Source organism: Chryseobacterium sp. 3008163 (assembly GCF_003669035.1).
Classification (GTDB): domain Bacteria; phylum Bacteroidota; class Bacteroidia; order Flavobacteriales; family Weeksellaceae; genus Chryseobacterium.
Genome location: NZ_CP033070.1, coordinates 543204 through 558104, shown reverse-complemented (window position 1 = coordinate 558104; position 14901 = coordinate 543204). Strand labels below are relative to the sequence as shown.

The following is a 14901-nucleotide window of genomic DNA, read 5'->3' as shown; positions in this document are numbered from 1 at the left end:
AATGAAAAGGAAAGTTTTTAAGTATAAATTTGTTTATTGGATTATACTTTTATTAAACATTACCATATCGATTTCTTTTTTAGTAGGAGTAAACAATAGAATTGAGACAAAAGACTTTGATAGTATATTAGATATATTTTCATTTACAGCAATAACTTTGATCAGTATTTTATCGCTGATATCATTGGTAATGCTAATTATAAAAAATAAAAATTCAACTATTGTCTTTTCAGTAGTAGTATTGTTAATACTACTTATAATTTCTGTATTTCTAATTTATTCAATTTTTGTAGTAAAGGATTTTGGTGAAAATAAGGCTGATTTTTACACTGCACCAATACCTTATTTAATTATATTTGGAGTGCTTTTTTTAATTCATAAATATAAATCAATAGATAAATTTGAATATTTAGAAATCGACGAAATAGGAAAACCAAATTAACATTACTCATTACTCATTACCAATTACACATTACTTATAAAAAAATGGCAATACTTGTAACAGGCGGACTTGGATACATCGGTTCCCACACCGTGGTAGAACTGATCAATAATAACTTTGAAGTGGTTATTGTTGATGATTTATCCAATTCGGAAAAATTTATTTTAAATAATATTGAGGAAATTACAGGTAAACGACCTTTATTTTATCCTTTCGATTTGAAGAGAAAAGAACTTTTGCATCAGGTTTTTGACGCACACAATATCGAAGGTTGTATCAACTTTGCAGCTTTCAAAGCAGTAGGAGAGAGCCAGCAAAAGCCCATTGATTATTATGAAAATAATTTGTTTTCTTTAATCAATGTTCTTCAGGAATTTAAAGAAAGAAAAATCTCAAACTTTATTTTCAGTTCATCTTGTACAGTTTACGGACAGGCTGATGAAATGCCAATCGATGAAAATACTCCGCTGAAAATGCCGGAAAGCGTTTATGGTAAAACAAAACAGATGGGAGAAGAAATCTTAAAAGATTTTGCTACGGCTTACAAAAGTAAAATTTGTCTGTTGAGATATTTTAATCCGATTGGAGCGCATCCGTCATCTTTGCTTGGAGAATTACCGATTGGTGTTCCGAATAATCTTGTGCCTTACGTGATGCAGACTGCTGCAGGAATTCGTGAGAAACTAAGCGTCTGGGGAAATGATTATCCTACAAAAGATGGAACGGCAGTTCGTGATTATATTTATGTTGTAGATTTGGCGAAAGCGCACGTTGCAGCTTTGAAAAGTTTAATGAATAATAATTCAGAAGAAACTGTAATTGATATCTATAATCTGGGAACAGGGAAAGGTTCTTCAGTTTTGGAAGTCGTACAAGCTTTTGAATCTGCAAATGAAGTTGCTGTACCTTATCAAATTTGCGATAGGAGAGAAGGTGACATCACCATCGCTTATGCTAATGTTGATAAAGCAGAAAAAGAACTTAATTGGAAATCTGAAACTTCTTTGGAAGAAGCATTAAAAACGGTATGGGATTGGCAGAAGTATTTAGAGTCTAGAAAAAATTAATTTATAACAAAATAATACACCAAGAATTTATATGAAGACCGAAAGAATAGGAATTACATTTTCCTCATTTGATTTATTACATGCAGGACACATCAAAATGTTGGAGGAAGCAAAAACAGTTTGTGATTATCTGATTGTAGGATTGCAGATTGATCCTTCTCACGACAGACCTACAAAAAATAAGCCCACTCAGACTATTGTTGAAAGATATATTCAGTTAAAAGCTGTCAATGCTGTGAACGAAATAATTCCTTACTATACAGAAGAAGATTTGGAAGATATTTTGAAGTCTTTTGTGATCGACGTGAGAATTATCGGAGATGATTATATGGACAGAGATTTCACCGGAAAAAAATATTGCGAAGAAAAAGGTATTGAGATTTTTTATAATAAAAGAGATCACCGCTTTTCATCAAGCGATTTAAGAAAAAGAATCTACGAAGCTGAAATGTCAAAATTATTAAAATAAAAAAAGTCCCGAAATTTAAATTTCGGGACTTTTTATGTTCATTAAACTCTGATTACATCGGACCTTGTTGTTCGTCTCCTGTGGCATTAGAATTTACATCTTTCTTTCTCTTCGGTTGCTCGATTTTTTCACCTTGCTTGAATCTGTACGTCAGTGAAAGCGCAAACTGTCTTGGCTGCCATTGCATGTAAGATTCTCTCGTAAAGTTCTCACCATAAGTGGTAGATCTCATTGCTCTGGTATTGAAAATATCTTGCACATTGAATGATAATGTTCCGTTACCATTCCAAATCGTTTTTGAAGCTCCTAAACTCAACGCATACATATCTTTTCTATCCTGGTAAGCAGTTTTCTGTGCTCCTCTGTAAAAACCTTGTAATTGGAAGCTGAATGTTTTGTCAATTTTAAATGTTGAAGTCAATCTCGCTCTTGTAGAAAAACCGCTACCATTAAAGTCTGCCGTTGCTACAATTGGGTTTCCTTTGCTATCTAATGTGTTGTAAAGTACGCTGCCTTTTGTTTTGTACCCAAATAAATCAACGTTACCTAAAAACTTCAACCAGCTTGTTGCGTCCCAGTTAAAGTTTAAATCTAAACCAAAACGATCATCAGATCCTAAGTTAATAGGTTGTGTATGGAAAACAATTCTGTCTTCCGGCTGACCAAGGCTATTGATAAATGTTTCCTTTTCGTTATACACCAACATTTTTGTATCGTCAGTCTGATGTCTGTAGTAAAGCGTTGGGTTAATAGTAAATTTCTTTTTAGAAATACTGTAACCAAATTCGTATGAATCAACATAAGAAGGATTTAGATCAATATTTCCGTCGAAGATATTTTGGTTATCGTTGTAGTTAGGATTAGGTATCAAAAAGAAAGATCTTGGTCTATCTATTCTTCTTGTATAGTTTAATAAAAACTGGCTGTCTTTAGCTAATTCATAGCTAAGATAAACACTTGGGAAAAGATTATTATAACTTTTTCTGCTTCTGATATCTTCATCTGCGGGATTCAAGTTGGTATAATCGATATCTACATTAGAATATTCATTTCTTACCCCCAACTGATAACTTAACTTGCCGACTTTACTTTTGAATTGTAAGTATCCTGCATTAAACATTTCTTTGTATCTAGCTTCGTAAGTGTATGTTCCTAAGAAATTCAATGCTGGTGCATTTGCAGTGCTTTCTCTTACATCATTATCATAATCATTTTGATTAATGTCGATTCTGTAACCTGCTTCAATCTTAGAATTTTCTCCGATTGGAAGCTCATAATCTGCCTTACCAATTAGTGTTTTGTTCTTCGTGGTTTGATTAATGATATTTTGCAATTCAAAATTGCCATTATTCGTTTCATTAATATCAGTATCATTGTAAGATCTGTTACTTTGTAAACTCAATGATAAAGCAATGTTCTGACCCTTATCATCAAACTTGTGATCTAATCCTATATCACCCTGAAATGCAAGGTTGTTATTAAAACTGTTAGTTTTTCTATTTCTAAAAGTATTGGCAGCGTTAAATAGTTGGTTGCTGTACGTTACGTTACCTGTATTTTCGCTGTCAAATGTTCTTACAGTTCCTGATAAGTTGATTGAAGTTTTATCAGATACATCGTAAACAATTCCTGTGGAGGCATTATAATTGTTATTTTTGCTGTCGCTGATGTTTTCCTGATTACTTTGTAAAGTGCCACCGATGTTGGTTACATTAGTAAAATAGTTATCAGTTTTATTCGTATTCTTAGATTCACGATAACCACCGCCGCCATTCAAAAACCACGTAAGGCTTCCTTTTCTCCAGCTTAAGTTAGTGTTTAAATTTGTTTGAGGTAAATATCCTAAAGTTCCGATAACACTACCATTGAAACCTGTTTTCTTAGATTTCTTTAAAATGATATTTAAAATACCAGCCGTTCCGCTTGCTTCAAATTTTGAAGAAGGGTTGGTGATTACCTCAATTCTCTCAATCTGATCTGCAGGAATACTTTGCAAAGCGTTGGCACCATCGTCAATTCCAAGAAGAGCTGAAGGTTTTCCGTTGATTAAGAATCTTACGTTTGAACTTCCTCTCATCGATACCGTTCCGTCTGTATCCACAGAAACTGAAGGTACATTCGATAAAACATCCTGAAGGTTACCTCCTTTACTTACGATATCCTGAGATGGGTCGTATGTTCTTTTATCTAATTCTACTTTATAAGGCTTTGTAGCAACTGTGATTGTTACGCCTTGAATGTCCTGAGTTTTAAGATTGGTAGCAGATCCTTCAGCTTCAATTGATAAAGCACCGATGTTTCCAGCTGCTGCAATCTGCTTATTGATAACACTTTTCTTGAAATCGATTGCCTCAACAGAAATATCATAATTTCCGGGAGTTAATTCAAGTTTGTATTGACCTTTTTCGTCGGTCAGTGTAGCATCACTGAAAAGTTTATTCGCTTTATTGCTAAATGTAACTGATGCATAAGGCACCGGCTGATTGCTTTTATCTACAATAGTTCCTGTTACACCTACTTTTTCCTGTCCGAAGGCAAAAGCCGCTGCAGATAATACAAAAGTCAACCCCAAGGTTTTCTTCGTAATCATGCTGATTATTTCCGTCTGATTCATAAGAGATTCTTTAAGTGAAATCATGAAAAACATATTTAATATTATGAAATTATTAAATAATTAATTTTTCAGTCTCTCACAATTCGTTTATTGTTCTTAATAGATAGGTCGCCTTTTACTGCGATTTGTTAATTGCTAAATTGTTAAAATTTAGTTAAATATGTTTACTATTTGATATTTTTTGAATTGAGCCAATCCTGATACGCTTTAGCATTGATAACATGCTCTTCTGCACTAGCTGTAAATTTGTGATAACCCATTCTAGCAGGGTCTGCACACATAAAAATATAAGAGTTGTTTTCTGCATCCAAAACGGCATCCACAGAATTTTTATCAACTACACAAATTGGTCCCGGAGGAATTCCTGCATTAGCATACGTATTGTATGGCGATGGAGTAGTAAGATGTTTGTATAAAACTCTTTTGATAGGCTCTTTAAAATTGGTTTGCTTGTTTATTGCATAAATTACCGTAGGATCAGACTGCAGTTTCATTCCTTTTCTGAAACGGTTTAGATATAACCCTGCAATCGTTTTCATCTCGTCAGGTTTCCCGCCAGATTCTTTGTAAACAATAGATGCCAGCGAATAAATCTGTTCTCTTGATAATCCTGATTTCTGTTCTTTAGCTTTTCGATCGGCAGTCCAGAATTCATTGTACTGATCTTCAAATTTTTTGAAAAACTCTTGTGGTGTTACCGTCCAGAAGAAATTGTAAGTGTCAATGAAAAAATATTTTTTAAGATCTTCAGCATTCTTGTATCCTTTTTCAGAAGCAATTTTATTTAAATCATTGACGAATCTTAATGAATCAAGCTCAGTTTTCTTAGAAACTTTCCCAATCATCTGATAAATGTCTCCGAAATCTCCGATTCTGAATGAATTTGCTGTTTGATTTCCTGCTTTAATCATATTCACAAGAATGGTATTGCTGGCTCCTTTTTGGAAATGATAACGTCCGGGTTTGAAATACTGATCCATCGATTTATCTTTTGCAACATCAATGAATGCTTCTTTATTATCAATATAGGGTGTAATTGAATCTAAAATCTGCTTAAATTCTGCCCCATGCGGAATCAAAACGTACCCATCTTTCTGTACGTTGCTTCCGTAATATTTTTTGTAAAATTTAAAACCAAAAAATCCTGCCACAGCAAGAATAAGGAGTACGATAATGAGAATAGCTTTTTTCATTATAGATAATTGATTAAAAGTTTTTGTTTTATTTAAATAAGATCAACCTTACCACTGAAAACTTGTTTTGCTGGACCTTCGAGCCAAATTTCCTGGAAAGAATTTCCATTTTTTTCAGCATACACTTTAAGATCACCGCCCAACGTTTTAACTTTTATGGAGGTTAGATTGCTTTTTTGGAGAAAAGTTAAAGCAGAAGCGGTAACTCCGGTTCCACAACTGTAAGTTTCGTCCTCAACGCCTCGTTCATAGGTTCTTACGAAAATTTCATCATCAGAAATATTTTCAACAAAATTCACATTGATGCCTTTTTCCTGATAGTTTGCAGAATTTCTGATGCTGTTTCCTTCTGCAAAAACGTTGAAATTAGAAATGTCTTCTACATATTTTACATAATGCGGCGAACCGGTATCTAAAACGGAATCATCACCATCAGTGTTGATGGTATCAACGTCACCCATTTTCAGTTTTACAATATCTTCATCGATTTCAGCTTCATGAAGTCCATCAATTGCTGTAAATACGGTCTTGTTATTTTTAAAAATAGAAAGGAAATGTGCAAAGGCAACCGAACAACGAGCTCCGTTACCGCAGAAACTTTTTGAACCGTCAGAATTGTAATAATCAACCTCAAAATCTACACCTTCTGCTGTATTTATCTTGATTAACCCGTCAGCACCAATCCCAAAACGGCGGTCACAAAGTTTTTGGATATGCTTAATAGAAAGATTATTCCACTCTCCAGAGCGGTTATCTAGCATTACAAAGTCGTTTCCTGTTCCCTGATATTTATAAAATTCCATACTTTATTTTGTCTAAAAACTAACGTGCAAAATTACTATAATTAAAACGAAAAACGAACAGCGATGGCTGTCCGTTTACTTATTTAGAATGATTATCTTCTGAATCCTCCGCCGGATCTTGTTGAGTTGTTTTGCGGTGTAGCTGGTGTGGTATTTTGTGTGTTCGGGGTACTGTTTGTATTGTTTCTGAAACCACTATTGCTGTTTGATCTCGGGGTACTTTGTTGCTGAGGTCTTTGTCCGTTATTGTTGTTAGTTCCCTGATTTCTAAATCCACTGTTTCTAGGATTGGTTGCGTTCCCGTTATTATTGTTTCTCGGATTAGTATAATTGCCATTATTGTTATTGTTTGGCTTATTGGTGAATCCGTTTGCAGGTCTTTGAGATGTACTTCTTTTCTCTACATAAACTTTCGTTCTATTATTACCATAGTAATAAGGAACACCGTTGTCATATTGGTACTGCATGTTATTTCTGTAGTAATATCCATCATTACCATAATATCCTCCTGTGTTGTAATAACCTTGGGGCGCATAATAATATCCATCATTATAATAAGGATCTCCGTATGTGTCAGTGTATGCATTATTGTAAGACATGCAAGAAGACAAGCTTAATGTAATGAATATTGAGAATGCTATTTTTATTAAATTTTTCATCTTTATTAAATATTGTTTTGTTTAAAATTTTTCTTCCATTGAATATAGCCAATGGTAGCCATCACAGTAAAAACCAAATACTGTACCGAAGTAATTCCGTAACCTTTGTAAATATACATCGGGATAGAAATAAGATCACCTAAAATCCAGAAAATCCAGTTCTCGATGCGTCTTTTTGCCATCAGCCACATTCCGACTAGAAATACTGATGTTGTGAAAATATCCATCCAGTTGGCCCAATCCAGATGATGAAAACCGTACTGCACATTTTCTGAAATAAAGTTGTTGTCAAGCAAAGGTTTATAAAAATAGATAATCATCACCAGAATCACACTGAATACGAAAAGCAATATAGAAATCAACCATTCTTTTTTAGTAGCCCAATAAACTTCCACATGAATATTATCTTCAGAATTTCTTTGCCACAAAATCCAGCCATAAATACTCATGATTGTGTAATACACATTGATCATACAATCTCCCAACAATCCTGCAATAAAAAGGAGGTAAACATAAATGATGGTAGAAATAATTCCGGTAGGATAAACCCAGATATTTTTTTTGATAGAAAAGAAAACACTCAAAATTCCGAACAGAGTTCCTGCAGCTTCCAGAAAAATTTGCAAATCAGTATAGGTTTCATACGGTTTTACAAAGAGATCATATACATTCATGAGGTCAAAAATAAGTAAAAAAACAGTCACTTTAAAATATGTAAAACAAGTGGAAATCAGTTTTTTATATTTTTAAATGTAAATTAAATCATGAATTTTTATTAATAAATGTTAATATCGTTAAAATTTTTATATTTTCGTAAATCTTTAATAAATAAAAAATATGTCAAAAATTTGGGCTAAAAAGCCAATGAGTGCTTATGAAGCTGATATACAGAAGAGCGAACTAAAACGTGTTTTAGGAAAATGGAGCCTTACTGCTATCGGAATTGGAGCTATTATCGGAGGAGGAATTTTTGTACTTACAGGTACTGGTGCCTATTACAACGCAGGGCCTGCATTGGCACTTTCTTTTGTAGTAGCGGGTATTGCCTGTGTATTTGCAGCTTTGTGTTATGCTGAGTTTGCGTCAATACTTCCCGTGGAAGGTTCTGCTTATGCGTATGCATACGGAACGGTAGGTGAAATTTTTGCCTGGATTATCGGTTGGGGTTTGATATTAGAATATGCGATGGGATCGATGACGGTTGCCGTTTCATGGTCGGGTTATTTTGGTAAACTTCTCAAGATGTTTGGTCTTCATCTACCTTATTGGATGACCACAGATCCTGGAACTGCTCATAAAGCATTCGGGGAAGCTACAAAACAGATTGCGGAAGGAAAACTTCCTGCAGATAAATTATTAGGTTTTCAAGAAACCATTAATAACTTTAATGCAGCTCCTGAATTATTAGATTTTAAACTGTTTTTGAATTTTCCGGCATTGGTAATCGTTCTATTTGTAATCTGGATTTTATTGAGAGGTACAAAAGGCGCTGCTAAAGCCAATAACTTTATCGTAATCTTAAAAGTTTCTGCAATTATATTCGTAATTATTGCAGGTTTATTCTTCATAGATACTGCTAACTGGACACCTTTTATCCCTGATGCAACGACCATTACAGAAAACGGAGTCTCCCACAAAGCATACGGCTATGGCGGAATTATTGCCGGAGCTTCTGCTATCTTCTTTGCTTATGTAGGTTTCGATGCCGTTTCTACGCAGGCAGGTGAGGCAATCAATCCTAAAAAAGATGTTCCTTTTGCGATCATCACTTCTTTAGTAATTTGTACAATTTTATATATATTAGTATCACTTGTTCTTACAGGAATGATGCATTATACAGATTTTAATCCTTTAGGTAAATATCCGGATGCAATTAAAGCTCCTGTTGCGTATGCATTTGATATTGCAGGTCAGGCTTGGGCTGGTTACATCATCACGATTGCTGCAACTGTAGGTTTGATTTCTGTATTGATGGTAATGATCATGGGACAGTCTAGAATTTTCTTAGGAATGTCTAAAGATGGTCTTATTCCTGCAACTTTCTCAAAAGTAAATCCTACTTCTGGAGTTCCTAGAAAAAACTTAATGATTTTAGGGACAGTTATTGCAATTGTAGCATCATTAACACCAATTAACGAGTTGGCACACATGACAAGTTTTGGAACTTTATTTGCCTTTACAATGGTTTGTGTTGCGGTTTGGGTTTTAAGAGTGAAAGAACCAAATTTGGTAAGAAGTTTCAGAGTTCCTGCATTGCCTGTAATTGCTTGTTTAGGAATTGCAATCAATGTATACTTGATTTTCAACCTTAGTAAAGAAGCACAGATGTACTCATTTGGTTGGTTGATTATCGGGTTTATTATTTACTTCCTTTACAGTAAGAGAAATTCAAAACTGCAGAATGGCGGTTATGGAGAAACCTTCAAGGCTGAACAAAAACCTTTAGAAGACGTCAATATCAACATTGACAATAAAGAATAAATTTAAATTCCGCTTTATGCGGAATTTTTTTTTGATTAAATTTGACTGTTATGAAAAAATTATTTCCCACACTATTTCTATTCTTCGGAATGTTTTTGTTTGCCCAAAATGTAAGTTTTGAAACTTTACTCAATGATAAAATCAGCATCAGAGCTCTAGAAATCTACGACAATAAAGTCTGGTACAGCGGAACAGATTCAAAATTCGGATATGTAGATTTAAAAAATCCTAAAAAGCAAAAGCAGATAAAATTGTCTGAGAAGAAATTGCAGTTTAGAACTTTGGCGCAGGATAAAAAATCGTTTTATGTGATAAATATTGAAAGCCCGGCTTATTTTTTTAAAATTGATAAGAAAGATCTCACGCATAAAATTGTATTCACCGATACTGTAAAAACTGCTTTTTATGATGCTCTATATTTTAATAAAAATAAATTTTATGCTTTTTCAGATCCTTCAACAGATTTAAAGCTAAAACTATTGCAATTCAATTTAAATAAAGAAAAATTCGAAATTAAAAACTATTCACATTTAAAATTGAATGTTGGTGAGGCAGCGTTTGCAGCAAGTAATAGCAATATTTCCGTAGGACAAAATTATCTTTGGATTGGAACTGGAGGAAATTCTTCAAGAATTTTGAGATTAAATCTTAAAAATGACAAATTGGAAGCTTTCAATACTCCTTTTGTTCAAGGAATTTCATCACAGGGAATTTATTCAATTGATTTTTTAGATGACAAATTCGGGATCGCAGTCGGTGGTGATTATACTAAACAAGACGCCAACGCCAACAATATTGCAACGACAAATGACGGTGGAGAAACTTGGCAAATTCAGGCATCTGGACAAAATGCGGGATACACAACTTGCGTGAAGATAAAACCAGAATCTAAAGGGAAAGAAATCATTACAGTCGGCGATCAGCATATCAGCTATTCTTCAGATTTCGGAAAAACATGGAAGAAAATTTCTGATGAAAAAGGACTTTTCGTTTGTGAATGGATTGATAAAAATACCGTAGTTTTTGCCGGTAAAGACAGAATCGTAAAAATGAAATTCAATTGATTATTTTCAACAAAAAATAATTAAATTGTGCTTTTAAAAACATCAATAATTCATGCTGAATATCATTAATCAAATCTTTGAAATAGAAAAAAAATCAAAAGATCAGGATATTTCAATCTTTGAAAGAAATTTTGAAAGAATACATCACGCGCTCGAAGAATTAGGCTATTCTGTCAACAATCCTATCGGGAAACTGTATGATTCCAGAGACACTTCTTTGGAAGCGAATCTTATTGGAAATTCTTCAAAACCAATCATCACCAAAGTCCTGAAACCTGCCATTTTTCAGAATGACGGTTCGGGAAATATATTGTTGCAGAAGGGAATTGTAATTGCAGAATAAGATGGGAAACATAAATTTTGGGATAGACTTAGGAACTACCAATTCGGGGATTTCAAAGTTTGCAGACGGAAAAGTTCAGATTTATAAAAATCCTGTAGGCTTCAGCGATACGTTACCTTCAATTGTAGCCTACAAAAAAGGGAGAATTCTCATTGGTGATAAGGCCAGAGAACTTTTGAAATCAGCGCATCTGGATGTTTTTTCTTCTTTCAAAAGAAAGATGGGTACAGAACATTTGTACGATGTTGCCGATACCGAGGAACAAAAAAGCCCTGTAGAGCTTTCGGCGATGATTTTGAAAGAGCTGCAGAGTTTTATTCAGGACGAAAAACCTCAATCTATTGTCATCACAATTCCTGCATCTTTTGATACCGTACAGTCTAATGCTACCAAAAAAGCAGGTCTTTTAGCAGGTTTTCAGCAGGTTGTTCTTTTGCAGGAACCTATTGCAGCGTGTTTGGCGTATGCTAATTTTCAGACTCAGGATCAGTCTGAAGAAAAAAACTGGCTGGTGTATGACTTTGGTGGCGGAACTTTCGATGTTGCTTTGGTGAAAATCAATGAACGGGAACTGAAAATTACAGATCATGAAGGAAACAACTTTTTAGGTGGCATTGACCTTGACCATTTGGTGATTGAGCATTTGTTTGTTCCGAAAATTGAAGCGGTTTTGAATGAAGAATCACTTTTCAAAAAGCTGATGTCTAAAGAGAATAGTTTTTACGCAAAACTATACTATGAACTGTTGTACAAAGCTGAAGAGACCAAAAAAGAATTATCCGTAAAAGAGACCATCAATACCGAACTTGAATTGAATGACGGTGATCATTATATCGATTTTGAAATTTCGAGAGACGATTTTAACAGAGTCATCGCTCCAAAAGTGGATGAAACAATTACCCTCATCAAGAAACTTTTAGAAGAAAATCAAAAATCGACGAGTGATATTGAACGAATTATTTTGGTAGGCGGAACGACTTACATTCCGTACATCAGAGAGCATCTGAAAGAGGTTTTCGGAATTACTGTAGATCACTCAATCGATCCGTCGACAGCAGTGATGGTGGGTGCAGCCTATTTTGCAGGAACTAAAGAAGAAGATACTCAAATAATTAAAACTGAAACTCATTTAAGTTCAGACCAGAAAGAAATTCAAAATTCTAATAAGATTGATTTAAAATTGATCTACGAAGTCAATACGCAGGATGATGAAGAACTTCTGGTGGGAAGCGTTAAAGGAGACTTTGATGGATATTACAGAATTACCCGAAAAGACGGAGGTTTTGATACGGGTTTGATGAGCTTTAAAAATAAGTTTTCCGAGTTTGTAAAGATTCTTCCCAAGCAGATCAACCAGTTTAGTCTGACAGTATCAGATCAAAATCAAAATGTGGTTTTTGAGCAGAATGATATTTCGATTAATCACGGAATTTATAATATTTCCGGACAGCCGTTACCGAATGACATTTGCCTTGAAGTGGATGATAATTTTGGAAGCACTTATCTGGAAAGAATTTTTAAGAAAAATGATATTCTTCCGCTTAAAAAGACTATTTATAAAACTACCTCAAAAAACTTTAATAAAGACGCTGACGATAAACTGATTATCAATATTCTTGAGGGTAAAAATGCCACACTTCCTGCGAGCAATATGAGCATCGGATATATTGAAATCAATTCAAAAGATCTACCGATTAACCTATTAAAAGGAATGGATATCGAGCTGAAATTCAGCATGAGCGAGTCCCGCGATCTGTCGGTTTCTGTGTACATCAGTTCGGTAGATTTTGAGAAAAATGAAGTGTTCAATCCGCATACAAAGCATATTAATAAAGATAAATTTCAGAAAGACATCGACAAAGTAATTGATGAAATAGAAACTGAGCTAAGTTATGTTCAAAATGTAGATGAAGCAGATCCTGAAGATATTGCTGTTTTGGTGAAATTTAAAAACATTAAAGACGAGCTTTTCAGAATTAAATTTGACCTGATTGAAGTGCAGGAAGATGAACAGACCGAAAGGATTTTCCAGTTGGATGAGAGAAAAAGACGTGCTTTGCAGGAATATGACAAGATTGTCCGTTTTCGTGATGTCATTTACGAAATAGAGGAGTATAAAATTTCAAAGACTGATTTGGAAAGTCAGCTTGAAGAAGCAACTCAAAGACAGAAAGAGCAATTCCAAAAAATTATTAAAGATGAAAAAATATTTCTGGAATCCAACGAGAAGTCACTCATCAAAAGAAAAACGAAAGAATTAGATAAGTTGCATTCGGAAATTTACTATCAAAAAGATGAATCGTACGCATCATTGTATTATTACTACAAATACAGAGATATCGACGAATATAAAGATCAGAAAAAAGCCACGAAACTTTTTGATGCCGGCGACAAAGCCATGGAAAATAACAACTTTAAAGAAGTAAAATATGTCATCCAGGGACTATATGACTTGCTGAAAGTAAAACCAAAAAATCCGTTTGAAGACACCGACGGAAATCTGGGATTGAAATAATTGAAGAAGCCATCTGATTGTTCGGATGGCTTTTGCTTTTTAGTAAAAATTTTTAGATTAAATTTACTTTCATCTTTTCATAATCCTCCGAATAATCCAAATTGCAAAAACGATTCCCACAGCACCTACACCACTAGAAGCAAAGATTAAAGCGATTAATCCCAAACCAATTACAACAGAAATTGCGATAATTATTAAATAGATCTGAAGTATAAAAAATTTCACAACCAATTTTTTAATCTTTCTGCGGGTTGAAAGATTTCCATTTGAAGGTGGATTTTCTTGATAATGACCATTTAATCTTTTATTTAAAAGTAAAAAGAAAGCAATTTCGAAGACAGGGAAAGTCCAAAAATATTCATCTAATTTTATGTATAGAAAAAAAGAAATTAATATCAGGAGAGATAGATAAATTACGAGCAAGGTGATTTCTTCGTATTTTCCGTATTCTTTTTCGATGTATTTTCGAGTAGATTTCTTTTCTACAGTGATGATTTCTGAAGTAGGATTTATCCATTTGGCTCCAATCCTTGAATTTTTTATTAATAATCCTCTCAGTTCTTCGGTATAAGCATCAAAGCTTGCCAGCGCCACGAAAATTTTGCCTAAAAAGACTTTATTCTGCTGAGTTGTATGCTGATGGTTTGCCAAATCATTGTTGATATCCAGTATTTCCTCATTAAAATAAGCCGAATCAATATCCGATTGCAGAGCGTAAAAATCAGGATCTACCGAATGTCTGTATTGATTTAGAAGCAAATGATACTGATCAGTGTACGGAATTGTTCCTCTTACCAGATTGTTTTTTGTCGTAATGCTGTCGATCAACAAATCCTTATTTTCATAACTGATAATCGGGAAATAGTTTTTATAGAACACTCTGATATTTTTCCAGTTGTTATTTTTAATGTTCAGTTGAATGTAGTTTTGAATGTTTTCCTCATAATCATTTCCAAAATCTTCACGCAGAGAAGGGGGTTGTGAGAGAATATTGTTTTGTGAAGAATCTATTTTGAAGTCCTCATTTTTTAGAATCTTTTGAAGGTTCTCATCCTGAAGAATTGCTTCATATTTGTTACCATTATCTTTATAAAACTCAATAAAATTCTCAATATCATTGAGCTGCAGATCAGGATTTGTTTTCTGGTGAATCTTTAAAATCTTTTCGGCTTTTATCAAATCAGAAGGGTTGCCGGCATCAAAATGGGGCAATGTTTCTTTAATGATATCCAATAATTGAAGCTGCGACAT

Annotated in this window: 13 protein-coding genes; 7 read left to right on the top strand and 6 right to left on the bottom strand. The window is 34.0% G+C overall.

Annotated elements, in window-relative coordinates:
* Position 1 precedes the first annotated feature (1 nt).
* The 3 genes from EAG08_RS02425 to EAG08_RS02415 are packed head-to-tail and all read left to right on the top strand — an operon-like array spanning position 2 to position 1978.
* The gene (locus EAG08_RS02425) at positions 2-442 is read left to right on the top strand and encodes a hypothetical protein (protein ID WP_129534049.1); all 441 of its coding nucleotides are present in this window, start codon (positions 2-4) and stop codon (positions 440-442) included.
* 44 nt (positions 443-486) lie between these two features.
* A complete protein-coding gene (gene galE / locus EAG08_RS02420) occupies positions 487-1509 on the top strand; it encodes a UDP-glucose 4-epimerase GalE (RefSeq protein WP_129534048.1) in 1023 nt (340 codons plus the stop codon).
* 31 nt (positions 1510-1540) lie between these two features.
* A complete protein-coding gene (locus EAG08_RS02415; RefSeq protein ID WP_129534047.1) occupies positions 1541-1978 on the top strand; it encodes an adenylyltransferase/cytidyltransferase family protein in 438 nt (145 codons plus the stop codon).
* A 52-nt stretch (positions 1979-2030) separates the two neighbouring features.
* Here EAG08_RS02415 and EAG08_RS02410 read toward each other — a convergent pair whose 3' ends face one another.
* The 5 genes from EAG08_RS02410 to pnuC all read right to left on the bottom strand — a co-directional run bounded on the left by EAG08_RS02410 (position 2031) and on the right by pnuC (position 7921).
* Positions 2031-4592, bottom strand: coding sequence for a TonB-dependent receptor domain-containing protein (locus EAG08_RS02410; protein WP_129537202.1), 2562 nt, complete (start codon positions 4590-4592; stop codon positions 2031-2033).
* 167 nt (positions 4593-4759) lie between these two features.
* Positions 4760-5785 (bottom strand): endolytic transglycosylase MltG, encoded by a 1026-nt coding sequence (gene mltG / locus EAG08_RS02405; RefSeq protein ID WP_129534046.1) that lies wholly within the window; start codon positions 5783-5785, stop codon positions 4760-4762.
* Positions 5786-5817: 32 nt separating this feature from the next.
* A complete protein-coding gene (gene dapF, locus EAG08_RS02400) occupies positions 5818-6588 on the bottom strand; it encodes a diaminopimelate epimerase (RefSeq protein WP_129534045.1) in 771 nt (256 codons plus the stop codon).
* Between the two features lie 92 nt (positions 6589-6680).
* The gene (locus EAG08_RS02395) at positions 6681-7247 is read right to left on the bottom strand and encodes a hypothetical protein (protein ID WP_129534044.1); all 567 of its coding nucleotides are present in this window, start codon (positions 7245-7247) and stop codon (positions 6681-6683) included.
* Positions 7248-7252: 5 nt separating this feature from the next.
* Positions 7253-7921 (bottom strand): nicotinamide riboside transporter PnuC, encoded by a 669-nt coding sequence (gene pnuC, locus EAG08_RS02390; protein WP_129537201.1) that lies wholly within the window; start codon positions 7919-7921, stop codon positions 7253-7255.
* A gap of 163 nt (positions 7922-8084) precedes the next feature.
* Between pnuC and EAG08_RS02385 the strand changes: the two genes are divergently transcribed.
* Genes EAG08_RS02385 through EAG08_RS02370 form a run of 4 tightly spaced genes read left to right on the top strand, consistent with a single transcriptional unit; the run spans position 8085 to position 13650 of the window.
* The gene (locus tag EAG08_RS02385; protein ID WP_129534043.1) at positions 8085-9728 is read left to right on the top strand and encodes an APC family permease; all 1644 of its coding nucleotides are present in this window, start codon (positions 8085-8087) and stop codon (positions 9726-9728) included.
* Positions 9729-9778: 50 nt separating this feature from the next.
* Positions 9779-10792: a WD40/YVTN/BNR-like repeat-containing protein gene (locus EAG08_RS02380; protein ID WP_129534042.1), complete on the top strand. Its 1014-nt coding sequence runs from the start codon at positions 9779-9781 to the stop codon at positions 10790-10792.
* A gap of 52 nt (positions 10793-10844) precedes the next feature.
* The gene (locus tag EAG08_RS02375; protein ID WP_129534041.1) at positions 10845-11135 is read left to right on the top strand and encodes a hypothetical protein; all 291 of its coding nucleotides are present in this window, start codon (positions 10845-10847) and stop codon (positions 11133-11135) included.
* A 1-nt stretch (position 11136) separates the two neighbouring features.
* Complete coding sequence (locus EAG08_RS02370) at positions 11137-13650, top strand: Hsp70 family protein (protein ID WP_129534040.1); 2514 nt, start codon at positions 11137-11139, stop codon at positions 13648-13650.
* Between the two features lie 69 nt (positions 13651-13719).
* Here EAG08_RS02370 and EAG08_RS02365 read toward each other — a convergent pair whose 3' ends face one another.
* Entirely contained in the window at positions 13720-14901 is a 1182-nt protein-coding gene (locus EAG08_RS02365; RefSeq protein WP_129534039.1) for an AtpZ/AtpI family protein, read from the bottom strand.